Source organism: uncultured Streptococcus sp. (genome assembly GCF_963516515.1).
Classification (GTDB): domain Bacteria; phylum Bacillota; class Bacilli; order Lactobacillales; family Streptococcaceae; genus Streptococcus.
Genome location: NZ_CAUQCJ010000001.1, coordinates 1 through 26,950, shown reverse-complemented (window position 1 = coordinate 26,950; position 26,950 = coordinate 1). Strand labels below are relative to the sequence as shown.

20 protein-coding genes and 1 CRISPR repeat array are annotated in these 26,950 nt (G+C 40.6%); of the genes, 12 read left to right on the top strand and 8 right to left on the bottom strand.

Annotated features, from left to right (window positions below):
* Positions 1-4 precede the first annotated feature (4 nt).
* The 4 genes from dapD to RYL77_RS00085 all read left to right on the top strand — a co-directional run bounded on the left by dapD (position 5) and on the right by RYL77_RS00085 (position 3,115).
* Complete coding sequence (dapD, locus tag RYL77_RS00100; protein ID WP_000127460.1) at positions 5-703, top strand: 2,3,4,5-tetrahydropyridine-2,6-dicarboxylate N-acetyltransferase; 699 nt, start codon at positions 5-7, stop codon at positions 701-703.
* A 69-nt stretch (positions 704-772) separates the two neighbouring features.
* Complete coding sequence (locus RYL77_RS00095; protein ID WP_315008904.1) at positions 773-1,903, top strand: N-acetyldiaminopimelate deacetylase; 1,131 nt, start codon at positions 773-775, stop codon at positions 1,901-1,903.
* An 11-nt stretch (positions 1,904-1,914) separates the two neighbouring features.
* Complete coding sequence (locus RYL77_RS00090; RefSeq protein ID WP_315008903.1) at positions 1,915-2,454, top strand: 5-formyltetrahydrofolate cyclo-ligase; 540 nt, start codon at positions 1,915-1,917, stop codon at positions 2,452-2,454.
* Entirely contained in the window at positions 2,438-3,115 is a 678-nt protein-coding gene (locus RYL77_RS00085) for a rhomboid family intramembrane serine protease (RefSeq protein ID WP_315008901.1), read from the top strand. Before RYL77_RS00090 ends, RYL77_RS00085 begins: the two co-directional genes overlap by 17 nt.
* Before the next feature lie 166 nt (positions 3,116-3,281).
* A CRISPR array of direct repeats spans positions 3,282-3,977; the repeat unit is 36 nt; unit sequence GTTTTGGAACCATTCGAAACAACACAGCTCTAAAAC.
* Positions 3,978-4,067: 90 nt separating this feature from the next.
* On the opposite strand, the gene csn2 is transcribed toward RYL77_RS00085, so the two are convergent.
* The 8 genes from csn2 to argS all read right to left on the bottom strand — a co-directional run bounded on the left by csn2 (position 4,068) and on the right by argS (position 15,509).
* Complete coding sequence (gene csn2 / locus RYL77_RS00080; protein WP_102211556.1) at positions 4,068-4,730, bottom strand: type II-A CRISPR-associated protein Csn2; 663 nt, start codon at positions 4,728-4,730, stop codon at positions 4,068-4,070.
* Positions 4,720-5,064, bottom strand: a complete 345-nt coding sequence (gene cas2 / locus RYL77_RS00075) for a CRISPR-associated endonuclease Cas2 (RefSeq protein WP_042900169.1) — start codon at positions 5,062-5,064, stop codon at positions 4,720-4,722. The genes csn2 and cas2 overlap by 11 nt, the downstream gene beginning before the upstream one ends.
* The gene (gene cas1, locus RYL77_RS00070; protein ID WP_042900170.1) at positions 5,061-5,927 is read right to left on the bottom strand and encodes a type II CRISPR-associated endonuclease Cas1; all 867 of its coding nucleotides are present in this window, start codon (positions 5,925-5,927) and stop codon (positions 5,061-5,063) included. Before cas1 ends, cas2 begins: the two co-directional genes overlap by 4 nt.
* Positions 5,927-10,105, bottom strand: coding sequence for a type II CRISPR RNA-guided endonuclease Cas9 (gene cas9 / locus RYL77_RS00065; protein WP_315008897.1), 4,179 nt, complete (start codon positions 10,103-10,105; stop codon positions 5,927-5,929). Before cas9 ends, cas1 begins: the two co-directional genes overlap by 1 nt.
* Before the next feature lie 656 nt (positions 10,106-10,761).
* Positions 10,762-11,661, bottom strand: a complete 900-nt coding sequence (galU, locus tag RYL77_RS00060; RefSeq protein ID WP_102211560.1) for a UTP--glucose-1-phosphate uridylyltransferase GalU — start codon at positions 11,659-11,661, stop codon at positions 10,762-10,764.
* Positions 11,662-11,682: 21 nt separating this feature from the next.
* Complete coding sequence (locus tag RYL77_RS00055) at positions 11,683-12,699, bottom strand: NAD(P)H-dependent glycerol-3-phosphate dehydrogenase (protein WP_315008894.1); 1,017 nt, start codon at positions 12,697-12,699, stop codon at positions 11,683-11,685.
* Positions 12,700-12,868: 169 nt separating this feature from the next.
* Positions 12,869-13,114, bottom strand: coding sequence for a MarR family transcriptional regulator (locus tag RYL77_RS00050; protein ID WP_315008892.1), 246 nt, complete (start codon positions 13,112-13,114; stop codon positions 12,869-12,871).
* A gap of 703 nt (positions 13,115-13,817) precedes the next feature.
* Positions 13,818-15,509, bottom strand: a complete 1,692-nt coding sequence (argS, locus tag RYL77_RS00045; protein ID WP_315008890.1) for an arginine--tRNA ligase — start codon at positions 15,507-15,509, stop codon at positions 13,818-13,820.
* Positions 15,510-15,644: 135 nt separating this feature from the next.
* On the opposite strand from argS, the gene argR reads away from it, so the two are divergent.
* The 8 genes from argR (at position 15,645) to RYL77_RS00005 (ending at position 26,828) form a co-directional block, all read left to right on the top strand.
* A complete protein-coding gene (gene argR / locus RYL77_RS00040) occupies positions 15,645-16,091 on the top strand; it encodes an arginine repressor (protein ID WP_001231476.1) in 447 nt (148 codons plus the stop codon).
* A 50-nt stretch (positions 16,092-16,141) separates the two neighbouring features.
* Entirely contained in the window at positions 16,142-18,676 is a 2,535-nt protein-coding gene (mutS, locus tag RYL77_RS00035; RefSeq protein WP_315008888.1) for a DNA mismatch repair protein MutS, read from the top strand.
* Between the two features lie 146 nt (positions 18,677-18,822).
* Entirely contained in the window at positions 18,823-20,529 is a 1,707-nt protein-coding gene (gene patA, locus RYL77_RS00030; protein ID WP_315008886.1) for a multidrug efflux ABC transporter subunit PatA, read from the top strand.
* 1 nt (position 20,530) lies between these two features.
* Positions 20,531-22,297: a multidrug efflux ABC transporter subunit PatB gene (gene patB / locus RYL77_RS00025; RefSeq protein WP_315008884.1), complete on the top strand. Its 1,767-nt coding sequence runs from the start codon at positions 20,531-20,533 to the stop codon at positions 22,295-22,297.
* A 290-nt stretch (positions 22,298-22,587) separates the two neighbouring features.
* A complete protein-coding gene (locus RYL77_RS00020; protein ID WP_033687443.1) occupies positions 22,588-23,277 on the top strand; it encodes a gamma-glutamyl-gamma-aminobutyrate hydrolase family protein in 690 nt (229 codons plus the stop codon).
* Positions 23,278-23,442: 165 nt separating this feature from the next.
* Positions 23,443-24,792: a glucose-6-phosphate isomerase gene (locus RYL77_RS00015; protein ID WP_261096828.1), complete on the top strand. Its 1,350-nt coding sequence runs from the start codon at positions 23,443-23,445 to the stop codon at positions 24,790-24,792.
* A gap of 127 nt (positions 24,793-24,919) precedes the next feature.
* A complete protein-coding gene (gene gltX / locus RYL77_RS00010; RefSeq protein ID WP_315008880.1) occupies positions 24,920-26,380 on the top strand; it encodes a glutamate--tRNA ligase in 1,461 nt (486 codons plus the stop codon).
* Positions 26,381-26,393: 13 nt separating this feature from the next.
* Entirely contained in the window at positions 26,394-26,828 is a 435-nt protein-coding gene (locus RYL77_RS00005) for a cytidine deaminase (protein WP_315008879.1), read from the top strand.
* Positions 26,829-26,950 lie beyond the last annotated feature (122 nt).

Here is a 26,950-nt window from a genome sequence, read left to right as displayed (position 1 = left end):
GCTTATGACTGCTACAAAAATGAACGCACAAGAAATTATCCAATTTATCGCCAATGCTGAAAAGAAAACCAGTGTTAAAGTAACCTTTGAGGGACAACTTGCAACTGCTGTACCAAGCTCTGTTGTCAAATTAGGGAATGTCCTATTTGGAGACTGGAAAGATGTTGCTCCTCTTCTTGATGGCTTGGTAGAAAATCAAGACTATGTTGTTGAGCAAGATGCTCGCAATTCTGCAGTTCCTTTGCTAGATAAACGTGCTATCAACGCTCGTATCGAGCCAGGTGCTATTATCCGTGATCAGGTTGAAATTGGTGACAATGCTGTTATCATGATGGGAGCAGTTATCAATATCGGTGCTGAAATCGGTGCAGGAACCATGATTGACATGGGTGCCATCCTTGGTGGTCGTGCCATTGTTGGGAAAAACAGCCACGTTGGTGCAGGTGCCGTTCTTGCAGGTGTAATTGAGCCAGCTAGCGCTGAACCAGTCCGTGTCGGAGACAATGTTCTTATTGGTGCCAATGCAGTGGTTATCGAAGGGGTCCAAATCGGCAGTGGTTCAGTTGTCGCAGCAGGAGCTATCGTTACCCAAGATGTCCCAGAAAACGTGGTAGTAGCAGGTGTTCCAGCTCGCATTATCAAAGAAATTGATGCCCAAACTCAACAAAAAACAGCGCTAGAAGATGCGCTTCGTACCTTGTAATTGTAAATGAAAAATAGAGGCGGAACTCTTTTTCCAGCCTCTTTCTGCTATATAGGAGGATAGAGATAGATGTTAGATTTGATTCAGACTAGACGAGATTTGCACCAGATTCCAGAGATTGGCTTGGAGGAGTTCAAGACTCAGGCTTATCTGCTAGATGTGATTGAGAAATTGACTGCGGGCAAGGACTTTGTTCAAGTTCGAACTTGGCGGACAGGTATTTTGGTTTATTTGCAGGGAAGTCAGCCAGAGCGTACCATTGGTTGGAGGACAGATATTGATGGCCTGCCTATCGTCGAACAAACAGGACTTCCTTTTGCTTCTCAGCACCAAGGTCGCATGCACGCCTGTGGCCATGATTTCCACATGACCATTGCCTTGGGCTGTTTGGAGCGCGCCCTTGAGGAGCAACCAAAGAATAATCTGCTCTTTCTTTTTCAGCCTGCAGAAGAAAATGAAGCTGGTGGCATGCTCATGTATGAGGATGGTGCTTTTGGAGATTGGTTGCCAGATCAATTTTATGGCCTCCATGTTCGACCAGATTTGAAAGTCGGCCAGATTGCGACCAATACACACACTCTCTTTGCAGGAACTTGTGAGGTGAAGATTCGTTTCAAAGGCAAAGGTGGCCACGCAGCTTTTCCACATGAAGCCAATGACGCCTTGGTGGCTGCTAGTTACTTTGTGACCCAAGTGCAGTCAGTTGTCAGCCGCAATGTTAACCCAATCGAGGGAGCAGTGGTGACCTTTGGCCTTTTCCAAGCTGGAACCACTAACAATGTCATCACAGATACAGCCTTTTTACATGGAACCATTCGGACCTTGACACAGGACATGAGTCTCTTGGTGCAAAAGAGGGTCAAAACAGTTGCAGAAGGAGTTGCAGCTGCCTTTGGTATGGAAGTCGAAGTGGAACTCAAACAAGGTGGTTACCTGCCTGTTGAGAACAATCCAGTCTTGGCGCGTGAACTGATGGATTTCTTTGAAGAGAAAGAGGGAATTGAGTTGATTGATATTGAACCTGCTATGACAGGTGAGGACTTTGGTTATCTCCTTTCAAAGGTTAATGGCGTTATGTTTTGGCTAGGTATCGATAGTCCCTACGCTCTTCATCACCCTCAGATGAGTCCTAAGGAAGAAGCTTTAGCTATTGGGGTGGATGCGGTCTCTAGTTTCCTGAAAAAGAAGGCAGCAGAGTAGAGGAATTGGCTATGAAAGCAGAACTACGCAAGCAAGTCTTGCAGGAAATGAAGGCTATATCTAGAGAGCAAAAACAGGCTATAGACCAAGCTTTAACAGAAGGACTTTTACAACACCCCTTCTACCAAGAAGCAAATACAATCGCAACCTATCTCTCTTTTCCTCATGAGTTTCAAACGCAGGAACTGATTGAGCAGGCGCTGAAGGATGGCAAGAAGGTTCTCATACCAAAAACCTATCCCAAGGGGCGCATGGACTTTGTAGTCTATAATCCGCAGCAGTTGGTCAAAACTTCCTTTGGCTTACTGGAACCACAGGGAGATTTGGAAGTGGTGGATGTCTCGCAGATTGATTTGATTCATGTTCCAGGGCTGGCTTTTACGAGAGAGGGCTATCGGATTGGCTATGGTGGAGGTTATTATGACCGCTATCTGGAACATTTTACTGGTCATACTTTGAGTACGGTTTATCCTTGTCAAATTCGGGATTTTATAGCTGAGGTGCATGATATTCCTGTTCAGGAGGTACTGATTGATGAAAGAAATCTTTGATAGACGTTACCCTGTGACGAGTTTCTTTCTCTTAGTGACGGCCTTGGTATTTCTACTAATGTTGGTGATCACAGGAGGAAACTTTTACAGGGCAGATACCCTATTTCGATTTGGAGCCATGTACGGGCCTGCCATTCGCCTCTTTCCAGAGCAGATTTGGCGTCTATTCTCTGCCATTTTTGTTCATATTGGGTGGGAGCATTTCATTGTCAATATGCTTTCGCTCTATTATCTTGGTAGGCAAGTAGAGGAGATTTTCGGTTCTAAGCAGTTTTTCTTTCTCTATCTTTTATCAGGAATGATGGGCAATCTCTTTGTTTTTGTATTTAGTCCCAAATCCTTAGCAGCAGGAGCTTCTACTTCTCTCTATGGGCTATTTGCCGCGATTATCATTCTTCGCTATGCTACGCGCAATCCTTATATCCAGCAGTTGGGGCAGTCTTATTTGACACTTTTTGTGATTAACATTATTGGAAGTGTTCTGATTCCAGGAATTAGCCTAGCTGGCCATATCGGAGGTGCAGTTGGTGGCGCATTTCTAGCAGTTATCTTTCCAGTTCGAGGAGAAAGGCGGATGTATAGTGCTAGTCAGAGACTGGTAGCTGTAGTGCTATTCGTAGGACTAGCAGTCTTGCTTTTCTACAAGGGAATGGGGATGTGACGACTAATACTCAATGAAAATCAAAGAGCAAACTAGGAAACTAGCCGCAGGCTGTACTTGAGTACGGCAAGGCAACGTTGACGTGGTTTGAAGAGATTTTCGAAGAGTATAATATGTAAACTTGAATAAGAAAAAAGCTACTTAAAAAATGAGTAGCTTTTAATGTGTTTTGGAACCATTCGAAACAACACAGCTCTAAAACTTGTATGACGGTGTCCGAGTAACATTACCTGTTTTGGAACCATTCGAAACAACACAGCTCTAAAACTAATGTGTATGAAATCCCTAACTTGTTAAAGTTTTGGAACCATTCGAAACAACACAGCTCTAAAACGTCCAAGCACCTGACCCCTCAAGGTTTTCAGTTTTGGAACCATTCGAAACAACACAGCTCTAAAACTGTATTCTCAACTATTGGGCGGTTGTGACAGTTTTGGAACCATTCGAAACAACACAGCTCTAAAACTGTTCATTGATTTTATTTGTTAGTTCTGTTGTTTTGGAACCATTCGAAACAACACAGCTCTAAAACCCGCTTGTTGTTCCTCTGCATATTCCAAAGGTTTTGGAACCATTCGAAACAACACAGCTCTAAAACTGAACGGAATACAGGTTGGATTTCTATCTTGTTTTGGAACCATTCGAAACAACACAGCTCTAAAACTCAACCTCAACATGCGCTGGGTCTTCAATGGTTTTGGAACCATTCGAAACAACACAGCTCTAAAACTCCCAATTGTTCATAAAGTCGCTTGCGTTAGTTTTGGAACCATTCGAAACAACACAGCTCTAAAACTAAACTCGCAATCAAACGCACTCGCTAACAGTTTTGGAACCATTCGAAACAACACAGCTCTAAAACCTCGTAGAAAAATTTTTCTCACGAAATTTCGTAATCGCGCCATTCGTCCCAGCCAGACTTCAGCTCGTCAGGTTCCAATTGTTACTCTTATTATACCATATTTTCAGGGTTCAAGAAATAGTCTTGATCCAATACATACTGCGGAAAATCATAGATTTGCCGAGGCTCAATAAACAAGACGGACAGTTGATTGAGTTGGATATACTCTATCAAATTTACTAACTCATCCTTTGATAGATAGGCGGATGCATTGATGAAAACAAGGAGTTTCTTTTTAGAAAGATATTTAAAAACCTGGACAATTTCTAGCATCTTTTCAAAAGGTGTATCACTCAGGGTTTCGACTTTGACACCAAGTGCATCGATTAACTCTAGAATGGTAATTTCATCATACTCTAGGTCTAACTCGTTTTCTAAACACTCAAATGCTAGCAATTCTGTAATCGTAGCAACCAGCTTTTCAATCATGGATTTGACTTCGGGCTTGTCATTGAGCTGATTTTCAAGATCTGCATGTATCAGCTTGAGCATCGCAGGTGAGTTGAGATTGTATCCTAAGACATCCGTTATCACTAGTAATTCAGCTTCTTTCAGAGCTTTTAGATTTCTATCAAACAACTTCAACTCCCCATCATCAGTATATTGGTAGAATTGCTTGACGATAGTTGAAAAGGTAAACTGGTCTTCCAACACTAAAAAAGTGGCATTTTCAATAGCTAATGGTTCATCCAGTAGTGGGAAATTAATCTTCATCTCTAGGCTCCTCTCCTAGAAAGACCAAGCGTGCATCGGAATTTGCTATGCTGGTATTTCGTTCGCCATTTAAGTAAATCATACGAGAAAACTGCTTTTCTGTAATGGTTAAGAGAGTAATGTTCCCCTTTTTAGGGTTATGGGTCTTGAGTCGCTCAATCATGGCGTTATTAGCAGAGTTGTTGAGCAAGAGTTTGCTATAGATGGAGAATTGGTGCATGATAAATCCCTCATCTATGAGGAACTTCCGAAATTTCCGATAGGCCTTGCGTTCCTCTACGGTATCAACTGGCATATCAAACATTAAAATCATACGCATATATCGATAATTCATATCCTAAACTCAGGAACTCCTTTCTCGGGTTGATTGAGAGCTTGGATGACTTTCTTAGTATAGTCACTGATGATATTGGACAGGTACATATCTTTACCATTGTAGTGGAAGGTGTCTGAGAAAATAGTAAAAAGTTCTCGTTTGATTTTGATAAAAGAGCTGTTTCGATTTTCATAGACAATTCTGTCAATAATCGGACGGAAAGGCTCCATAATATCACTGGCTAGGTTGAATTGATTGAACTGATTGGCATGTTTCAAGCCAAACTGAGTCATACAGCCAGACAAAACAATCTCACGCGCAAACATACTCAAAATCAAAGTGTAGCCATAGTCTAAGGCAGCATTAACATCACTATCTTGCTCACGATTAAAATCATTTCCAAACAAGGTGTTGAAATAAATACGAGCTGCATGTCCCTCACGGTTACTAGGATCAAACAAATCCAATCCATGATAGAGATCGATGACGGACTGGCTCTTTTCCAGAAAACCACAACTCCCCAGATAAAAAGCTTGATTGAGAATTTTTTGTGCAATGATGGTTGTCCATATTTCCGCCTTTACATCTTCATTCCAAGCAATTTGACGAGAGAGTTGCAAACTGGAATCATGACGACCATAGTAAGGCATTAAATATGCCGTTGGTAAGCGTTTATCATCACAAAAGATGACCAGAATATTTTCATCCACCAAGCGCTTTATCAGCATAGTGGAGAGAACAATATCTGTCGTCTCCAAAAGCAGGATGTCCACCTCGGACAGGTGAATTAACTCTGTCCGAGAGGCATCTTTAAAAATCAAGTGGTTATTCTTGTAGGAGAGTTTAGAGTGCGTATTGACTACAATAGTTCTCCATCCCATTAGTCTTCTCCTAATTTGCTTAAGTCAATCCGAGTCTCGTAGAGACCAGTGATGGATTGGTGGATGAGGGTGGCGTTGAGGAGTGAAGAAGGTGTATAGTCTCTGTATCGTGGAATTTTTACTCCCAAGAACTCGAAGTCAGAAGCACTTCCTTGTGAAGTTAACTCGAATAAGCCAGCATTTTTACTATTTCTTGGACCAATGAAACTGAAACATAACTTTTCGATATCAACTGTTTCCCAATCAATAAATGCTTGTCTGATTCTTTCTCCATTTTTTAATGCGCCTACATATTTATCGTTAAAATCAAGTACAGATTCTAAAAGTTTAGCAAAATCATTTCGATGTTTCTCAACATACTCTAAGTGTTCTGGTTCAAGTGTTTTATTAATATTCTTAGCATGATACAAAAGAGTTGTATACTTTTCGGAGATGACCAATTCATTACCTTTATGAATTTCTCCTCGTTTATTGTTTGTCGATAGAATACTTGCTAGTCTTCTTCTTGTACCATCAGGAAACTCAAACAAACTATATTTAGGTAAAGTAATAGTTGATAGAATTTTTATGTATCCTTTTTCAAGAAGATAGTTTTCTTTGTTCTTTTCAAAATTTATTTTATCTAAAATAGAGATACCTTGAAATTCAAGGACTGTCTTTTGTTGTTTTTTCGCTCCTTTTTCAATAATAGCTTTAACTAAGACCGCGTATGAGTTAGAAATACCAGCGTAACCACCGTATTTTCGTGGGTCAAGCCCTTGTTTAATTGGTACAAGATTTTCTTTACTATCTTCTGAAGGTTTAGGAGATGGATTAGAATTGAACAATCCTCTAGGTTTACCTCTATCTAGACCATGTGTTTGAATCTCTGTCTTCTTCACAATATTCACCTGCGGAAGTGAAAGAACTTTTTTAATTGTAGCGAAATCTTTTTCTTTATTCCAAGCGATTTCTCCAGTATCCTTAGAGTATTCGATATTCTCTCGTTTTACGATGGTTCCGTCTGCGTAATGCACCTCTTCTTTAAAGAAGTTCAACAAGTTTGAGTAGAAGAAATACTTTTCAGTTGCTTTTTCAACATCTTTAGGATCTTTGGATCTTGAGATGTAGCGCTTAAGATCGTACTTTTGATAGTCACCATAGACGAATTCAGGCTCTAGTTTAGGATATTTCTTAAGGATAGCCTTAGCCACTACTGCATTTAAGTAGGCATCATGTGCATGGTGGTAGTCATTGATTTCCCGCACCTTATATAACTTAAATTCTTTACGGAAGTTGGAAACTAGATTGGATTTCAAAGTGATAATTTTGACCTTACGGTTCTTCTTATCCTTCTCAGTCACTTCTGTATTAAAACGGGCATCCAAAATCTGAGCAACATGTTTTGTGATTTGCCGTGTTTCAACTAGTTGGCGTCTGATAAAGCCAACTTTATCTCGCTCATCTAGCCCACCACGTTCAGCCTTGGTTAAATTATTAAATTTACGTTCTGAAATCAATTTGGAATTCAGTAATTGTTGCCAAAAAGCTTTTCTTTTTTGAACAACCTTTAAACTTGGAACATTATCAGATTTACCACGATTATCCTTTGAACTAGTCAAGACACGGTTGTCTAGAGAATCATCTTTTATAAAAGCCTGTGGGACGATGTGGTCAATGTCATAGCTACTTAGTTGGTTGATGTCAAGAGGTTCTCCAGTGTACATATCCTTCCCATTTTGGAGATAGTACAGAAAGAGACGGTCGTTTTGCAGTTGAATATTATCTGTTGGATGTTCTTTTAATATATTTGAGTCAAGCCCAGGAGCTAGATTTTTTAGTGCATCTTCAATGCGTTTATATCTTTGTTGGGAATTCTTTTTCCCTCTGGCAGTTGTCTGATTTTCTCGTGCCATCTCAATCACAATGGACTCGGGAGTGTGGCCCATAATCTTGACAAGTTCATCAACAATCTTGATACTTTGTAAAATTCCTTTTTTGATAGCAGGACTACCTGGGAGTTCATGGACAATTTGCTTCACATCGTTTGTCCTACCAACCACTTGTGCTTTTTGAATAATGTCTTTGAAGGAAAGCCCGTCATCATTGATTAACTGCATAAAATTACGATTGCTGTAGCCGTCATCAATCAAGTAGTCAAGAATTGTTTTACCAGTTTTTTTATCACAGATACCGTTGATTAGCTTAGCAGAGAGTTTTCCCCAACCAGTATAATGTCGACGAATCAGTGCTTTAATCACTTTTTCATCAAAGAGAGAGTCATATTGAGCAAGACGTTGCTTGATCATCTCACGATCTTCAAAGATAGTGAGCGTGTGGATGATATTTTCAAGAGTTGCTTCATTTTCAGCATCATCCATAAACGCTTTATCCTTGATTATTTTAAGTAAATCATGATAAGTAGAAAGACTAGCGTTAAATTGTTTTTCAATTCCTTTTAGTTCGATTCCATCGTAGCCATCAACATTGTGTAGGTACTGAGTGATGTCTTTTTCAGTTACTTTTCTTTTCTCTTTGAATAATTGATTGACAATTTGCTTCTTTTGCCCACTATCAAGGAATTGATAGTCTCTCAATCCCTCTGCAATAAATTTTACTTTTGTTAATTCATTGTAGACAGCAAATGTTTCATACAAGAGACTGTGCTTAGGCAAAACTTTTTCCTCTGGCAGATACAAGTCATAGTTAGTCATCTTATTGATGAAGTCTTCCGCAGAGCTTGCTTGATCAACAATTTCTTCAAAATTCCAAGGTCGGATTGCTTGGTCAGAATTTCGAGTAAGCCAAGCAAAATCACCATTGCCACGAGCCAATGGACCAACATAGTATGGAATACGGAACGTTAAGATTTTCTTTATCTTTTCTTTATTTTCTTGCAGAAATGGATAATGTTCTCCTTGCCGACGGATAATGGCATTCATTTCTTGAAGATGAATTTGATGAGGGATAGAACCATTATCAAAGGTGCGTTGTTTTCTCAAGAAATCTTCACGTTCAATTTTATCAAGGAAATAATCTGATCCTTCAAATTTAGAGAGAAGATTTTTGATGTACTTGTAAAATGCTTCTTGAGTGGTTTTGCCATTGATATACCCAGCATACCCATCTTTAGATTGGTCAGAGAAAACTTCATCATATTTTTCTTGAAGATTGTTTTGGATGAATTGTTTTAGAGCCGCTAAGTCTTTTTGGTGGTTTTCATAGCGCTCAATCATAGATGCTGATAGTGGAGCCTTGGTTGAAGGATCTGTGACAGTTAAGATTCCTGAGAGAAGAATGGCATCATAGAGTTTTTTAGCCACTAGGAAAAGGTCTGCAAAGTCATCTCCAATTTGTCCGAGTAAGTTTTCCAAATCCTCATCATAGGTATCTTTAGAGAATTGTAGTGGAGCTTTTTCTTCTAAGCCAAAATGTTTTTTAAACTCAGCTTGATTTCCTACAATTAACTTGAGAAATTCTGAAAATAGACCAGTGGGTTTTTCATAAGCAAAGAGTTTTAGAATGCGTTCTCTCTTAGCAGATTTACTAATTTTATCAGTAAAAATTGCTTCTACTTGTGCATTTTGTCCACTAAGTGAACTTCCTTCAAAGGTGTTGTCGTAAATGCTTATAAACTCGCTAAAGATTTTTTGGATATCATTGTTTTTAATATCGAAAGATTCTTCATACAAAAAATGTCCGCGGTATTTAATCATATGCGCTAATGCTAGATAGATCAAGCGCAAGTCAGTTTTTTCTTTTGAGTCCGCCAGGTGTTTTCTCAAATGATAGATAGTTGGAAATTTCTTATGATATTCTTTTTCTTCTGCCAAGGTAGCAAAAATAGGATATTTACTTCCTCTTTTATCCTCAGGAACTAAGAAGGAGTCATCTAATCGATGGAAGAAACTACTATCCACCTTGCTCATTTCTTCAGAAAAGATTTCTTGAAGATAGCGAAGACGATTTTTTCGACGAGTATAGCGACGGCGTGCTGTTCGTTTGAGACGTCTATCTTCAGCAGTAGTTCCTTCATCAAATAATAAAGCTCCAATTAGATTTTTCTTGATAAAGTGTTTATCAGTATTGCCTAGAACTTTCATCTTTTTCGATGGCACCTTATAGTCATCCGTAATGACGGCCCATCCGACGCTGTTAGTTCCGATATCGAGTCCGATAGAGTAGTTGTTATTGTTCATATAGTTATAAACCTCCTTTGTATTAAATTATAATTTTTTAAAAAATTACAAAATGAGAGCTTTGATTAAATCAACGCAACCTTTCATAAACTTTACTACTTCAGATAGGATAGCTAAATTATCTTTAGTAAATTTGAACTTTTTCAAAATAATCTCCTTAAAATACAACTATAAATATATTATAGCATTTCTAATGATAATTTCAATAAAACGAATGATATATTTGTGGAAATTTGTTAGAATTAGTAAGGGGTTGTATTTTAGTTTTAGAACTGTATTGTTTCAAATAATAATAAACTAGCTTTTTGTTTTATCTGTAAAATAATTTACATTTCACTTGATAATATTTGATAAGTATAGTACAATAAAATCGTTGGAACTATTCGAAACAACACAGCAAAGTTAAAATAAGGCTTTGTCCGTACACAACTTGAAAAAGTGCGCACCGATTCGGTGCTTTTTTGTTTTACTATACTAATTTATTCTACTCTTATTTTAATGAAAAGACAAATGCAAGTATAGCGCTTTCAATAGTTTTTATGAAATTGCTAGATTCAAGTATAGAATTTACTTAATTTATGTGTGGCTAATCTGGATATATAAAGAAGAACTAGGATAATTAAGCATCCTAGTTCTTCTTTATATAAATGATTTTGTTATTCCTTCTCAGCCAATTCTTTTCCCAGTTGGATGAGGTAATCTTTCAAGTCATCTTTGACTTGTGGATGTTTGAGGGCGTAGTCAATAGATGTTTTCATAAAGCCGAATTTATCTCCAACGTCGTAACGAGCGCCTGTAAATTCACGGGCGAAAACACGTTGTGTTTTATTAAGCGTATCAATAGCGTCGGTAAGTTGGATTTCATTTCCAGCACCAGGAGCTTGATTTTCTAAGATATCAAAAATCTCAGGTGTGAGCAGATAGCGACCGATGATTGCCAAATCACTTGGAGCATCTTCTGGAGTTGGTTTTTCAACAAAAGTTTCGACACTGTAGAGACCATTGATTCCTTCGCTTTGAGGAGCGATAACTCCATATGCTGAAACTTCTTCATGAGGGACAGGCATAACAGCGATTGTTGATGCGTGAGTTGTCTCGTAATCGTTCATCAATTGTTTTGTCAAAGGTACAGCGTGGTCATCTGTGATATCCATTAGGTCGTCACCAAGCATGACAACGAAGGGCTCATTCCCTACAAAAGCTTTTGCTTGTAAGACAGCATCTCCCAGACCACGAGGATGGCTTTGACGGATAAAGTGAAGGCGAATTCCAGTAGTTTCATCCACTAATTTCAATAAGTCCTGTTTCCCTTTTTCTTTGAGGTTATATTCAAGCTCGAAGTTTGAGTCAAAGTGGTCTTCGATAGAACGCTTTGATTTACCAGTGACAACCAGAATATCTTCAATACCTGATTTAAGAGCTTCTTCGACGATAAATTGGATAGTTGGTTTGTCTACAATTGGCAACATTTCTTTAGCAAGTGCTTTGGTTGCTGGTAAAAATCGAGTTCCAAGTCCAGCGGCAGGGATGACTGCCTTTCTAACTTTTGATGTCATAAGAATCCTTTCTATAGAGGGTTAAGACCACTCATTTTCTGCTTTAAATTCATTGTTCATGATGTCATAAATGGCATCTTTGATATTGGTTCCGTGGTAGATAACTTGGTAAATGGCCTGTGTAATGGGCATATAGACTCCAAGTTCTTGCGCTAGTTCATAGGCTGCTCGAGTCGTTGAAATTCCTTCAATCACCATGCCCATATTGGCTTCGATATCAGCTAGGGATTCTCCACGACCAAGGGCATCGCCAGCTCTCCAGTTACGAGAGTGGATGGAAGTTCCCGTTACGATCAAGTCTCCTACACCAGATAAGCCACTATAGGTCAATGGACTGGCCCCGAGTGCTACTCCTAGGCGGGTAATTTCTGCCAAGCCTCGAGCGATGATGGCTGCCTTGGCATTGTCACCAAATCCCAAACCATGTAAGGCTCCAGCACCGACAGCAATAATATTTTTAAGAGCACCAGCAGTTTCAACTCCAATAACATCCGTATTGGTATAAAGTCGGAAGTAGTGATTACTAAAGAGCTCCTGAACGTATTGAGCTGTTTGTAAATCTTTAGAAGCAGCAGTGATTAAAGTTAGGTCACGCACAATGGTTTCTTCCGCATGACTAGGTCCTGAAACAACGACAATATCACTGCGGAGATGTTCAGGAATTTCTTCTTCAAGGATGGTTGATAATCGTTTATGGCTATCGGGTTCTAATCCCTTTGATGCGTGCATGATGATAGCCTTATGGTCTAAGGTTTGTGCAACTTGTTGGGCAACAAGTCGTGTCACTTTTGTTGGGACAACAAACAAAATCGCATCCACATCTTTCAATGCTTCTGCTAAGTCAGTGTAGGCAATGATTTTTTCATCTAGAACGACATCTTTAAAGTAGTGTTTATTAGTATGGTGTGTATTAATTTCATTGATTTGTTCGGGAATATTTCCCCAAATACGTACCTCGTGTCCATTGTCATTTAAGACTTGTGAAAGGGCAGTTCCCCAAGAACCAGGCCCCAAGACGGCGACGGTTTGTTTTTTCATGTTTTCCTCCCTGATAGAGTTCTCTCTTTTATTTTATCACATTATAGGGGATTTTGCACTTGCATTGCTGGGGGAGTGGTAGCTTTGTTGCTTGAAAAATATACAAAAACCGAGACGAAGTGATAAACTCTTAGTCTCGGTTTTCATATTTCTTAAAGAATAGCTAGGTTTATTTCAATTGATCTGTAATGTCTTTTGATAGCAACATTCCCAGATGATAAGTTTTATTGATGTAAGCAATGACATCATTGATATTTTCAGTCGATTGAATTTTCTCTTTGATGTCAGTCCTGAATGTTTCATCCTTCAAAAGTTGTTCTTGGTAGAGCCTTTGAAGTCTCTCCTTCTCGTACTTATTGAGCAGAAAAAGGAACACCAAGCTAATCACAACGAGGACATAAGCATATTGGCTCATAGGAAATCTCCTTGTATGATAAAGAAGTAGTAGTGAGTAAATCGAATTAGTCAATTCAAAATAGCAGAATCAGTCAGCAAAACTTGATAAGATTTTTGGATAGAGCTCTAAACCAAAGTCCCGATAGGCTTTAGTGTTAGTTACTTAGACTGCTTTACAATCAAGTAATTAAAAGATTACGACATGAGCCTAACCAAATCGATATTATTTGGTTAGATGAATTAGTAAAGCGTTTAGACAAGTGTCTCTGATTACGACATCATAGCTCCTAAATCGATTATATTTAGAGACCATGACTAGTGAAGCAGTTAGCTAGTCCGCATATAAGCGGCTAGCGTCTAACAATTAGGAACTTTAGTTCCAATAACTTGAAGATTACGACGTTTTAGGACATAAATCGATCATATTTATGTCCTAAAACTAGTGAAGCGCCTAGCCAAAGTCCGAATAGGATTTGGCGTTAGTTACTTAGATTGCTCCGCAATCAAGTAATTTAAAAAATTACGACATGAACCAAACCAAATCGATATTATTTGGTTAGATGAATTAGTGAAGCGTTTAGACAAGTGTCTCTGATTACGACGTCATGGCTCCTAAATCGATTATATTTAGGAGCCATGACTAGTGAAGCAGTTAGCTAGTCCGCATATACGCGGCTAGCGTCTAACAATTAGGAACTTTAGTTCCAATTGTTAGTACTGAATCACATCTTCTCTGGCGCTTCTACTCCAAGCAAGCGAAGGGCTTCTTTGAGAACAACTGCGGTTGCGTAGCTGAGAGCTAGACGGCTGTCGCGTTCTGGGCTTTCATCCAAGATGCGTGTATGTGCATAATATTTGTTGAAGGCTTGAGCTAGACTAATTGCAAATTTAGCAATGATAGAAGGTTCAAAGTTATCCGCCGCACGGTTGATAATACGTGGGAAGTCTTGGATAAGTTTAATGATTTCCCAGCTTTCAGCATCATTCAAGCTATAGTTGCCAGCTGTTTCTGGTTTGAAATCGGCTTTGCGTAAGATAGATTGGATACGAGCGTAGGCGTATTGAACGTAAGGTCCAGTTTCCCCCTCGAAGGATACCATAGCTTCTAGATCGAAATCATACCCATTTGTACGGTCGGTCTTGAGATCATAGAACTTAATGGCTCCAACCCCAACAGCATGGGCTACCTGATCTTTATTTTCAAGCTCAGGATTTTTAGCTTCGATTTGGGCCTTGGCACGGCTAACAGCCTCTGCAACTGTAGGCTCTAGCAAGATGACATTCCCTTTACGAGTAGAGAGTTTTTTCCCTTCCTTTGTAACCAAACCACAAGGAACGTGAGTGATGTCGTCACTCCAGTCGTAGCCCATCTCTTTCAAGACAGCTTTGAGCTGCTTAAAGTGGGCAGATTGTTCTTGACCAACGACATAGATAGATTTGGCAAATTGGTATTCGTTTTTACGGTAAAGGGCTGCAGCCAAGTCACGTGTGATATAGAGAGTTGCACCATCAGATTTCTTGATAAGGGCTGGATGTTCAATTCCGTATTTCTCAAGATTCACAACTTGGGCACCTTCTGATTCAACAAGAAGGCCTTTTTCAGAAAGAATGTCTACAACGGCATCCATCTTATCATTGTAGAAGGCTTCTCCGTTGTAGCTGTCAAAGTCAACCTTCAATTCATGGTAAAGGCGGTTAAATTCCACTAAACTTTCATCACGGAACCATTGCCAAAGTGCAAGAGCTTCCTCATCTCCATTTTCCAGTTTACGGAACCATTCGCGTGCTTCTTCATCCAAGCTAGGGTCGTTTTCGGCTTCAGCATTGATGCGGACATAGAGTTTAAGAAGTTCATCGATTGGATGAGCTTTTACAGCTTCTTCGTCGCCCCATTTTTTGTAGGCAACAATCAGCATCCCAAACTGTTTACCCCAGTCTCCCAAGTGGTTGACCTTGACCGTTTGATAACCGATTTTTTGGAAAATATGTGACAAGCTATCTCCGATAACGGTTGAGCGCAGGTGACCAATCGAGAATGGTTTAGCGATATTAGGACTAGACATATCGATAACAACATTTTCTTGTTTACCAATGTTTTGGTCAGCATAGTGTTCTTTTTCAGCGATAACAGCTTGCAATACTTGAGCAGAAATAGCAGATTTATCAAGGAAAAAGTTGACGTAAGGCCCAGTTGCAACAACCTTTTCAAAGGCTTGGCTGTTAATCTTTTCAGCCAGTTCAGCAGCAATCATTTGTGGCGCTTTACGTTCGACTTTTGCAAGAGAAAAAGCAGGGAAAGCGATGTCTCCCATTTCTGAGTTTTTAGGGGTTTCCAGTAAATTTAAAATAGCCTCTTGGTCCAGGCTATCAATGATGCTAGCCAACTCGCTAGCAATCAATTCTTTTGTATTCATTAAGAGCTCCTTTTTGGACTTTTCTACTATTTTATCACAATTTTAAAGAAAGAAGAAAAAATTTTTGAAATCTCCTATTTTTTTGGTATAATATAGTTATAAAATTAGTTATAAATATTCACATAAGAGGATTTTATGAGAAAAAGAGATCGTCATCAGTTAATAAAAAAAATGATTACTGAGGAGAAATTAAGTACACAAAAAGAAATTCAAGATCGGTTGGAGGCACACAATGTCTTTGTGACGCAGACAACCTTGTCTCGTGATTTGCGTGAAATCGGCTTGACCAAGGTCAAGAAAAATGATATGGTGTATTATGTACTAGCAAATGAGACAGAAAAGATTGATTTGGTGGAATTTTTGTCTCATCATTTAGAAGGTGTTGCAAGAGCAGAGTTTACCTTGGTACTTCATACCAAATTGGGAGAAGCTTCTGTTTTGGCAAATATTGTAGATGCAAACAAGGATGAATGGATTTTAGGAACAGTTGCTGGTGCCAATACCTTATTGGTCATTTGTCGAGACCAGCACGTTGCCAAACTCATGGAAGATCGTTTGCTAGATTTGATGAAAGATAAGTAAGGTCTTGGGAGTTGCTCTCAAGACTTATTTTTGACAAGGAGAGACGGACAATGGCGATAGAAAAGCTATCCCCCGGAATGCAACAGTATGTGGATATTAAAAAGCAATATCCAGATGCTTTTTTGCTCTTTCGGATGGGTGATTTTTATGAATTATTTTATGAGGATGCGGTCAATGCTGCGCAGATTCTGGAAATTTCCTTAACGAGTCGCAACAAGAATGCCGACAATCCGATTCCTATGGCGGGTGTTCCCTATCATTCTGCCCAACAGTATATCGATGTCTTGATTGAGCAGGGCTATAAGGTGGCTATCGCAGAGCAGATGGAAGATCCTAAACAGGCAGTTGGGGTTGTGAAACGAGAAGTTGTTCAGGTCATTACGCCAGGGACAGTGGTCGATAGTAGTAAGCCGGATAGTCAGAACAACTTCTTGGTTGCCATAGACCGTGATGGCAATCAATTTGGCTTAGCTTATATGGACTTGGTGACGGGTGATTTTTATGTGACAGGTCTTTTGGATTTTACGCTGGTTTGTGGAGAAATCCGCAATCTCAAGGCGCGCGAAGTGGTGTTGGGTTATGACTTGTCTGAGGAAGAAGAACAAATCCTCAGTCGCCAGATGAATCTGGTGCTTTCCTATGAAAAAGAAGGCTTTGAAGACCTTCATTTACTGGATTCACGATTAGCAGCTGTGGAGCAAGCGGCATCTAGTAAGCTGCTCCAGTATGTCCATCGAACCCAGATGAGGGAATTGAACCACCTCAAACCTGTTATCCGCTATGAAATCAAGGATTTCTTGCAGATGGATTATGCGACCAAGGCTAGTCTGGATTTGGTTGAGAATGCTCGTTCAGGCAAGAAGCAAGGTAGTCTTTTCTGGCTTTTGGATGAAACCAAAACGGCTATGGGAATGCGGCTCTTGCGTTCTTGGATTCATCGCCCCTTGATTGATAAGGAACGAATCATCCAACGTCAAGAAGTGGTGCAGGTCTTTCTCGACCATTTCTTTGAGCGCAGTGATTTGACAGACAGTCTCAAGGGTGTCTATGATATCGAACGCTTGGCTAGTCGGGTTTCTTTTGGCAAAACCAATCCCAAGGATCTCTTGCAGCTGGCGACTACCTTGTCTAGTGTGCCACGTATTCGTGCGATTTTAGAAGGAATGGAGCAACCTGCTCTAGCCTATCTCATCGAACAACTGGATGGAATCCCTGAGTTGGAGAGTTTGATTAGCGCAGCCATTGCTCCTGAAGCCCCTCATGTGATTACAGAAGGGGGTATTATCCGCACTGGATTTGATGAGACTTTAGACAAGTACCGTCGCGTTCTCAGAGAAGGGACTGGTTGGATTGCTGAGATTGAGGCTAAGGAGCGAGAAAACTCTGGTATCAGTACGCTCAAGATTGACTACAATAAAAAGGATGGCTACTATTTCCATGTGACCAATTCTCAACTGGGAAATGTGCCTGCTCACTTTTTCCGCAAGGCGACGCTGAAAAACTCGGAACGCTTTGGAACCGAAGAATTAGCCCGTATCGAGGGAGATATGCTGGAGGCGCGTGAGAAGTCAGCTAATCTAGAGTACGAAATTTTTATGCGCATTCGTGAAGAGGTCAGCAAGTATATCCAGCGTTTGCAGGCTTTAGCTCAAGGCATAGCGACAGTTGATGTCTTACAGAGTTTGGCAGTTGTGTCTGAAACTCAGCATTTGATCCGACCAGAGTTCGGAGAAGACTCACAAATCGACATCCAGAAAGGGCGCCATGCTGTCGTTGAAAAGGTCATGGGAGCTCAGACCTATATTCCCAATACGATTCAGATGGCAGAAGATACCAGTATTCAATTGATTACAGGGCCGAATATGAGCGGGAAGTCAACCTACATGCGTCAGTTAGCCATGACGGCGGTGATGGCCCAGTTGGGTTCTTATGTGCCAGCAGAAAGTGCCCATTTGCCAATTTTTGATGCCATCTTTACCCGTATCGGAGCAGCAGATGATTTGGTTTCAGGTCAATCAACCTTCATGGTAGAGATGATGGAGGCCAACAATGCCATTTCGCATGCGACTAAGAACTCTCTCATTCTCTTTGATGAATTGGGACGCGGAACTGCAACTTATGATGGGATGGCTCTTGCCCAGTCCATCATCGAATATATCCATGAGCACATCGGAGCCAAGACACTCTTTGCGACCCACTACCATGAATTAACTAGCCTTGAGGCTAGTCTGGAACACTTGGTCAATGTTCATGTGGCAACCTTGGAGCAGGATGGGCAGGTCACCTTCCTTCACAAGATTGAACCAGGCCCAGCTGACAAATCCTACGGTATTCATGTTGCTAAGATTGCTGGCTTGCCAGCAGACCTTCTAGCAAGGGCGGATAAGATTTTGACTCAGTTAGAGAGTCAGGGTACAGAAAATCCTGCTCCCATGAGACAAACGAGTGCTGTCACTGAACAGATTTCACTCTTTGATACGACTGAAGAACATCCTATCCTAGCAGAATTAGCTAAATTGGATGTTTACAATATGACACCTATGCAGGCTATGAATGTCTTGGTCGAGTTAAAAGAAAAATTATAAATCCAAAAATGACTAGTCACTCTAGCTATATCAAGGAGACTTCTTTGACAAGTTCCCACTTTTTTGCTAGAATAACATCACACAAACAGAATGAGAAGGAGCTGACGCATTGTCGCTCCCTTTTGTCTATTTTTTAAGGAGAAAGTATGCTGATTCAGAAAATAAAAACCTACAAGTGGCAGGCCTTGGCTTCGCTCCTAATGACAGGCTTGATGGTTGCTAGTTCACTTCTGCAACCGCGTTATCTGCAGGAAGTGTTAGACGCCCTACTTGCTGGAAAATATGAAGCTATTTATAGTATCGGGGCTTGGTTGATCGGTGTGTCCTTGGTCGGTCTGGTTGCTGGTGGGCTTAATGTTGTCCTTGCAGCCTATATTGCCCAAGGAGTTTCATCTGACCTTCGGGAGGATGCCTTCTGTAAAATCCAAACCTTTTCTTATGCCAATATTGAACAATTTAATGCGGGAAATCTAGTCGTTCGCATGACAAATGATATCAACCAGATTCAGAACGTGGTCATGATGACCTTTCAAATTCTTTTCAGACTTCCTCTCTTGTTCATCGGTTCGTTTATCCTGGCGGTTCGCACTTTACCTTCTCTTTGGTGGGTGATTGTTCTCATGGTAGTCTTGATTTTTGGTTTGACTGCTGTCATGATGGGAATGATGGGGCCTCGTTTTGCCAAGTTTCAAACTCTGCTTGAGCGCATCAATGCCATTGCCAAGGAAAATCTACGCGGTGTTCGTGTGGTCAAGTCCTTTGTCCAAGAAAAAGAGCAGTTTGCTAAGTTTACGGAGGTTTCAGACGAGCTTCTCGGTCAAAATCTTTACATCGGTTATGCCTTTTCAGTAGTGGAACCTTTCATGATGTTGGTCGGTTATGGGGCGGTTTTCCTCTCTATTTGGCTAGTTGCTGGGATGGTTCAGTCGGATCCGTCAGTTGTTGGCTCCATTGCTTCCTTTGTCAATTACCTAAGCCAGATTATCTTTACCATTGTTATGGTTGGATTTTTGGGAAATTCTGTCAGTCGTGCTATGATTTCTATGCGTCGTATTCGAGAAATTCTAGACGCAGAGCCAGCCATGACCTTCAAGGATGTCCCAGATGAAGAGTTGGTCGGAAGTCTTAGCTTTGAAAATGTGACCTTTACCTATCCAATGGACAAGGAACCGATGCTGAAAGATGTGAGCTTTACTATCGAACCTGGTCAAATGGTTGGTGTCGTTGGAGCGACTGGTGCAGGAAAATCAACCTTGGCTCAATTGATTCCACGTCTCTTTGACCCACAGGAGGGTGCTATCAAAATCGGAGGCAAGGATATTCGAGAAGTGAGTGAAGGAACCCTGCGCAAAACTGTTTCTATCGTTCTTCAGCGTGCCATTCTCTTTAGTGGAACAATTGCAGACAACTTGAGACAGGGTAAGGGAGATGCCACTCTATTTGAAATGGAACGCGCAGCCAATATTGCTCAGGCTAGCGAATTCATTCATCGTATGGAGAAAACCTTTGAAAGTCCAGTTGAGGAACGGGGGACCAATTTCTCTGGTGGGCAAAAACAAAGGATGTCGATTGCGCGTGGAATTGTCAGCAATCCACGTATTCTGATTTTTGATGATTCGACCTCGGCCCTAGATGCTAAGTCAGAGCGCCTAGTGCAAGAAGCCTTGAATAAGGATTTGAAGGGAACAACAACCATTATCATCGCGCAAAAGATTAGCTCGGTTGTTCATGCAGACAAGATCTTGGTTCTAGATCAGGGACGATTGATTGGTCAAGGGACACATGCAGACTTGGTTGCCAACAATGCTGTTTATCGTGAAATCTATGAAACACAAAAAGGAAAGGAGGAGTGACATGAAAACAGTTCAATTTTTCTGGCATTACTTTAAGGTCTACAAGTTCTCATTTGTGGTTGTTATCTTGATGCTGGTTCTATCAACTCTTGCCCAAGCCCTCTTTCCGGTCTTTTCTGGACAAGCGGTAACAGAGCTAGCCAATTTAGTTCAAGCTTATCAAGATGGCAATCCAGAACTTGTTTGGCAAAGCCTATCAGGAATTATGGTCAATCTTGGCCTGCTAGTTTTGGTTCTCTTTATCTCCAGTGTCATATACATGTGTCTCATGACGCGCGTGATTGCAGAGTCGACTAACGAGATGCGCAAAGGCCTCTTTGGTAAGCTTGCTCGGTTAACGGTTTCTTTCTTTGACCGCCGACAAGATGGCGATATCCTGTCTCGTTTTACCAGTGATTTGGATAATATCCTCCAAGCCTTTAATGAAAGTCTGGTTCAGGTCATGAGCAATATTGTTTTATACATTGGTCTGATTCTTGTCATGTTTTCGAGAAATGTGACGCTGGCCCTCATCACCATTGCCAGCACACCAGTAGCCTTCCTCATGCTGATTTTCATCGTAAAAATGGCACGCAAATACACCAACCTCCAGCAGAAAGAGGTAGGGAAACTCAATGCCTATATGGATGAGAGTATCTCAGGTCAAAAAGCTGTCATTGTGCAAGGCATTCAAGAGGATATGATGGCAGGATTTCTTGAACAAAATGAGCGCGTGCGCAAGGCAACCTTTAAAGGAAGAATGTTTTCAGGAATTCTGTTCCCTGTCATGAATGGAATGAGTCTGGTTAATACAGCCATCGTCATCTTTGCGGGTTCAGCTGTTCTACTAAATGATAAGACTATTGAAACAAGTACAGCTTTAGGTTTGATTGTTATGTTTGCCCAATTTTCACAGCAGTACTACCAGCCTATTATCCAAGTTGCAGCTAGTTGGGGAAGCCTCCAGTTAGCCTTTACAGGGGCTGAACGGATTCAGGAAATGTTTGATGCAGAGGAAGAAATCCGACCTGAAAAGGCTCCAACCTTCACTAAGTTGCAAGAAGGTGTTGAAATTAGTCATATTGATTTTTCATACTTGCCTGATAAACCTATTTTGAAAGATGTCAGCATTTCCACCCCGAAAGGCCAGATGACAGCAGTTGTTGGTCCGACGGGTTCAGGGAAAACGACTATTATGAACCTCATCAATCGCTTTTATGATGTTGATGCTGGTGGTATTTATTTTGACGGAAAAGACATTCGTGACTATGATTTAGATAGTCTCAGAAGCAAGGTGGGGATTGTCTTGCAAGATTCGGTCTTATTTAGCGGAACCATTCGAGACAATATCCGTTTCGGTGTGCCAGATGCTAGTCAAGAAATGGTTGAGGCAGCAGCCAAGGCAACCCATATTCATGACTATATCGAAAGCTTACCTGATAAATACGATACGCTTATCGATGATGATCAGAGCATCTTCTCGACAGGGCAAAAGCAATTAATTTCCATCGCTCGAACCCTGATGACAGATCCAGAAGTTCTCATTCTCGATGAAGCCACTTCAAACGTAGATACGGTGACAGAAAGCAAGATTCAGCATGCCATGGAGGCGGTTGTAGCAGGAAGAACTAGTTTCGTCATTGCCCACCGTTTGAAGACCATCCTCAATGCTGATCAGATTATTGTCCTTAAAGATGGAGAAGTCATTGAACGTGGTAATCACCATGAACTCTTGAAACTAGGTGGATTCTACTCAGAACTCTATCACAATCAATTTGTCTTTGAATAAGAAAGAAGTTGTCCTATGTGGGCAGCTTTTTCTTGTCCATAAAAAATTTTTATCACAGCCTTAAAAAAAACATATTAGACGAAAGTCATTTTGAGTGATATGATAGGACTATCGTTATACTCAATGAAAATCAAAGAGCAAACTAGGAAACTAGCCGCAGGTTGCTCAAAGCACTGCTTTGAGGTTGTGGATAGAACTGACGAAGTCAGTAACCATACCTACGGTAAGGCGACGCTGACGTGGTTTGAAGAGATTTTCGAAGAGTATTAACATTCGAAAGGAGAGACATCATGACTAGAACGGTTGTAGGAGTTGCTGCAAATCTATGTCCCGTAGACGCAGAAGGCAAAAACATTCATTCATCTGTATCTTGTAGATTCGCAGAGAGTATTCGTCAAGTCGGTGGTCTCCCTTTAGTCATTCCTGTTGGTGATGAGTCAGTTGTACGCGATTATGTGGAAATGATTGACAAGCTTATTTTGACAGGCGGTCAAAATGTCCATCCTCAGTTTTATGGAGAGAAAAAGACCATCGAGAGCGATGATTACAATCTAGTCCGTGATGAATTTGAATTGGCACTCTTGAAGGAAGCGCTCCGTCAGAATAAACCAATTATGGCAATCTGTCGCGGTGTTCAACTTGTCAATGTTGCCTTTGGGGGAACCCTCAATCAAGAAATCGAAGGTCACTGGCAAGGACTACCTTTCGGAACATCTCACTCTATTGAGACAGTAGAAGGAAGCGTGGTGGCCAAGCTATTTGGAAAAGAAAGTCAGGTCAACTCCGTCCATCGTCAGAGTATCAAAGATTTGGCACCTAATTTCCGTGTAACTGCTATTGATCCCAGAGACCAAACCATCGAAGCGATTGAATCTATCGACGAGCACCGTATTATCGGTTTGCAGTGGCATCCAGAGTTTCTAGTTAATGAAGAAGATGGCAATTTAGAATTATTTGAGTATTTATTGAATGAACTGTAACGACTGGAACATCTAGTCGTTCTTTATTTTTTTCAAAATTTTTGGAATATGACATTTTACGCAAACGTTTGAATTCTGATAAAAATTGGAGAAATTCGACAAAAAAACTTGAAAAAAACGAAGGTAAGCGTTATGATATAAAAGAAGAAATATTGGAGGAATAACATGTCACATATTAAATTTGATTATTCAAAAGTTTTAGACAAATTTGTTGCCCCACATGAAGTGGAATACATGCAATCACAAGTAACAGCAGCAGATGAATTGATCCGTAAAGGAACTGGTGCTGGTAGCGACTTTTTGGGATGGTTGGACCTTCCTGAAAACTACGACCGCGAAGAATTTGACCGCATCTTGAAAGCTGCTGAGCAAATCAAGTCAGACAGCGATGTTTTGGTTGTGATTGGTATCGGTGGATCTTACCTTGGTGCTAAAGCGGCAATCGACTTCTTGAATCACCACTTTGCAAACTTGCAAACAAAAGAAGAGCGCAAAGCTCCACAAATCCTTTACGCAGGAAACTCAATCTCATCTACTTACCTTGCTGACTTGGTAGAGTATGTTGCAGACAAAGACTTCTCAGTAAACGTGATTTCTAAATCAGGTACAACAACTGAACCAGCGATTGCTTTCCGTGTCTTCAAAGAACTTTTGGTTAAGAAATACGGACAAGAAGAAGCCAACAAACGTATCTATGCAACAACTGACCGCCAAAAAGGTGCTGTTAAGGTTGAAGCAGACGCTAACGGTTGGGAAACATTTGTTGTTCCAGATGATATCGGTGGACGCTTCTCAGTATTGACAGCTGTTGGTTTGCTTCCAATCGCAGCATCAGGAGCTGACATCAAAGCCCTTATGGAAGGTGCTAACGCAGCTCGCAAAGATTACACTTCAGATAAAATCTCTGAAAACGAAGCTTACCAATACGCAGCAGTTCGTAACATCCTTTACCGTAAAGGCTATGCAACTGAAATCTTGGTAAACTACGAGCCATCACTTCAATACTTCTCAGAATGGTGGAAACAATTGGCTGGTGAATCAGAAGGGAAAGACCAAAAAGGTATCTACCCAACTTCAGCCAACTTCTCAACTGACTTGCACTCACTTGGTCAATTTATCCAAGAAGGAACTCGTATCATGTTTGAAACAGTTGTTCGTGTTGACAAACCTCGTAAAAACGTGATTATCCCTACTTTGGATGAAGACCTTGACGGACTTGGTTACCTTCAAGGAAAAGACGTTGACTTTGTAAACAAAAAAGCGACTGACGGTGTTCTTCTTGCCCACACAGATGGTGATGTACCAAACATGTACGTGACTCTTCCAGAGCAAGACGCCTTCACTCTTGGTTACACTATCTACTTCTTCGAATTGGCTATCGCCCTTTCAGGTTACTTGAATGCTATCAACCCATTTGACCAACCAGGTGTTGAAGCTTACAAACGTAACATGTTCGCCCTTCTTGGAAAACCAGGATTTGAAGAATTGAGCAAAGAACTTAACGCACGTCTATAATAGAAGAAAAGAGTGGTTTGTCCACTCTTTTTACTCTCTTTATCCATAGAAATTGGACTCAGCCAAGACTTGTGATATAATATAGAGAGCAAAAAGGCAGACGCCTAGAGACTTTATAGGAGAAACTATGTCAAAAGATATCCGCGTACGTTACGCACCAAGTCCAACAGGACTACTACACATCGGAAATGCCCGTACAGCATTGTTCAACTACCTTTATGCCCGTCATCACGGTGGAACTTTTATTATCCGTATCGAAGATACTGACCGTAAACGCCATGTCGAAGATGGTGAACGTTCACAACTTGAAAACCTTCGTTGGTTAGGAATGAATTGGGATGAAAGCCCAGAAACACATGAAAATTACCGCCAGTCTGAACGTTTGGACTTGTATCAAAAATACATCGACCAATTGCTAGTTGAAGGAAAAGCCTACAAATCTTATGTTACAGAAGAAGAGTTGGCAGCTGAACGCGAACGCCAAGAAGCAGCTGGCGAAACACCACGCTACATCAATGAATACCTTGGTATGAGTGAAGAGGAAAAAGCAGCTTACATCTTAGAACGTGAAGCAGCAGGGATCATCCCAACGGTTCGTTTGGCTGTCAATGAGTCAGGTATCTACAAGTGGCATGATATGGTTAAAGGCGATATCGAATTTGAAGGTGGCAATATCGGTGGTGACTGGGTTATCCAAAAGAAAGACGGCTACCCAACTTACAACTTTGCCGTTGTCATCGATGACCATGATATGCAAATTTCTCACGTAATCCGTGGAGACGACCACATTGCTAATACACCAAAACAGCTCATGGTTTATGAAGCACTTGGTTGGGAAGCTCCAGAGTTTGGTCACATGACCTTGATTATCAACTCTGAAACCGGGAAAAAATTGTCTAAGCGCGATACCAACACCCTTCAGTTTATCGAAGACTACCGTAAAAAAGGTTATTTACCAGAAGCAGTCTTTAACTTTATTGCTCTTCTTGGTTGGAACCCAGGTGGCGAAGATGAAATCTTCTCTCGTGAAGAATTCATTAAACTTTTCGATGAAAACCGCCTCAGCAAGTCTCCAGCAGCCTTTGACCAGAAAAAACTAGACTGGATGAGCAATGATTATATCAAGAATGCAGACCTAGAAACTATCTTTGAAATGGCAAAACCATTCTTAGAGGAAGCAGGCCGTTTAACTGACAAGGCTGAAAAATTGGTAGAACTCTATAAGCCACAAATGAAATCAGTAGATGAGATTATCCCATTGACAGATCTCTTCTTCTCAGATTTCCCAGAATTGACAGAAGCAGAGCACGAAGTCATGGCGGGGGAAACAGTCCCAACAGTTCTTGAAGCCTTCAAAGCAAAACTTGAAGCGATGACAGATGATGAATTTGTAACAGAAAATATCTTCCCACAAATCAAAGCTGTTCAAAAAGAAACAGGTATTAAAGGAAAAAATCTTTTCATGCCAATTCGTATTGCTGTTTCAGGTGAAATGCATGGGCCAGAATTGCCAGATACTATCTTCTTGTTAGGCCGTGAAAAATCAATCCAGCATATTGAAAATATGTTAAAAGAAATCTCTAAATAAGAAGGATGCAATAATGGACATCTGGGAAAAGATGTACGAAGAAGCACGGAAACTATACGATCCACATGAAGTATCTGATTTTGTTTACGCTAACCATGTCGTAGCCGCAGTAGAAGCAGAAGATGGACAAATATTTACAGGATTCTGTATGGAGGGAACCTGTGGTGTTTTCCATCTCTGCGCAGAGCGAGCAGCACTCTTTAATATGTACCAATTTTCAGGGCAAACTAAGGTTAAAAAAGTCTTAGCCTTTCGAGACAAACCTCCTTATGGTGGAAGTTCAGGAATGCCCTGTGGAGCTTGCAGAGAATTTCTTTTAGAGTTGAACGCTGAAAATAAAGATGCAGAATTCATGATGGACTACGGTACAAGAAAGACAGTGAAAGTCGTAGAACTAATCCCCTATTGGTGGGGAGAAGAACGTGCTTCTAAGTTTAATAATCATTAGAAGAGTCAGTATAATTCTGGCTCTTTTTACTTAACTTAAAAAAGATAAAAAAAGTAGTTGACAAGTTTGAAAAAGTCGGTATAATAGTAAGAGTTGAAAATAACAACTCTGGTCCGTTGGTC

Coding starts and splice junctions, on each gene's coding strand:
- dapD (WP_000127460.1), top strand. CDS start 5: ATGACTGCTACAAAAATGAACGCACAAGAAATTATCCAATTTATCGCC.
- RYL77_RS00095 (WP_315008904.1), top strand. CDS start 773: ATGTTAGATTTGATTCAGACTAGACGAGATTTGCACCAGATTCCAGAG.
- RYL77_RS00090 (WP_315008903.1), top strand. CDS start 1,915: ATGAAAGCAGAACTACGCAAGCAAGTCTTGCAGGAAATGAAGGCTATA.
- RYL77_RS00085 (WP_315008901.1), top strand. CDS start 2,438: ATGAAAGAAATCTTTGATAGACGTTACCCTGTGACGAGTTTCTTTCTC.
- csn2 (WP_102211556.1), bottom strand. CDS start 4,730: ATGAAGATTAATTTCCCACTACTGGATGAACCATTAGCTATTGAAAAT.
- cas2 (WP_042900169.1), bottom strand. CDS start 5,064: ATGAATTATCGATATATGCGTATGATTTTAATGTTTGATATGCCAGTT.
- cas1 (WP_042900170.1), bottom strand. CDS start 5,927: ATGGGATGGAGAACTATTGTAGTCAATACGCACTCTAAACTCTCCTAC.
- cas9 (WP_315008897.1), bottom strand. CDS start 10,105: ATGAACAATAACAACTACTCTATCGGACTCGATATCGGAACTAACAGC.
- galU (WP_102211560.1), bottom strand. CDS start 11,661: ATGACATCAAAAGTTAGAAAGGCAGTCATCCCTGCCGCTGGACTTGGA.
- RYL77_RS00055 (WP_315008894.1), bottom strand. CDS start 12,699: ATGAAAAAACAAACCGTCGCCGTCTTGGGGCCTGGTTCTTGGGGAACT.
- RYL77_RS00050 (WP_315008892.1), bottom strand. CDS start 13,114: ATGAGCCAATATGCTTATGTCCTCGTTGTGATTAGCTTGGTGTTCCTT.
- argS (WP_315008890.1), bottom strand. CDS start 15,509: ATGAATACAAAAGAATTGATTGCTAGCGAGTTGGCTAGCATCATTGAT.
- argR (WP_001231476.1), top strand. CDS start 15,645: ATGAGAAAAAGAGATCGTCATCAGTTAATAAAAAAAATGATTACTGAG.
- mutS (WP_315008888.1), top strand. CDS start 16,142: ATGGCGATAGAAAAGCTATCCCCCGGAATGCAACAGTATGTGGATATT.
- patA (WP_315008886.1), top strand. CDS start 18,823: ATGCTGATTCAGAAAATAAAAACCTACAAGTGGCAGGCCTTGGCTTCG.
- patB (WP_315008884.1), top strand. CDS start 20,531: ATGAAAACAGTTCAATTTTTCTGGCATTACTTTAAGGTCTACAAGTTC.
- RYL77_RS00020 (WP_033687443.1), top strand. CDS start 22,588: ATGACTAGAACGGTTGTAGGAGTTGCTGCAAATCTATGTCCCGTAGAC.
- RYL77_RS00015 (WP_261096828.1), top strand. CDS start 23,443: ATGTCACATATTAAATTTGATTATTCAAAAGTTTTAGACAAATTTGTT.
- gltX (WP_315008880.1), top strand. CDS start 24,920: ATGTCAAAAGATATCCGCGTACGTTACGCACCAAGTCCAACAGGACTA.
- RYL77_RS00005 (WP_315008879.1), top strand. CDS start 26,394: ATGGACATCTGGGAAAAGATGTACGAAGAAGCACGGAAACTATACGAT.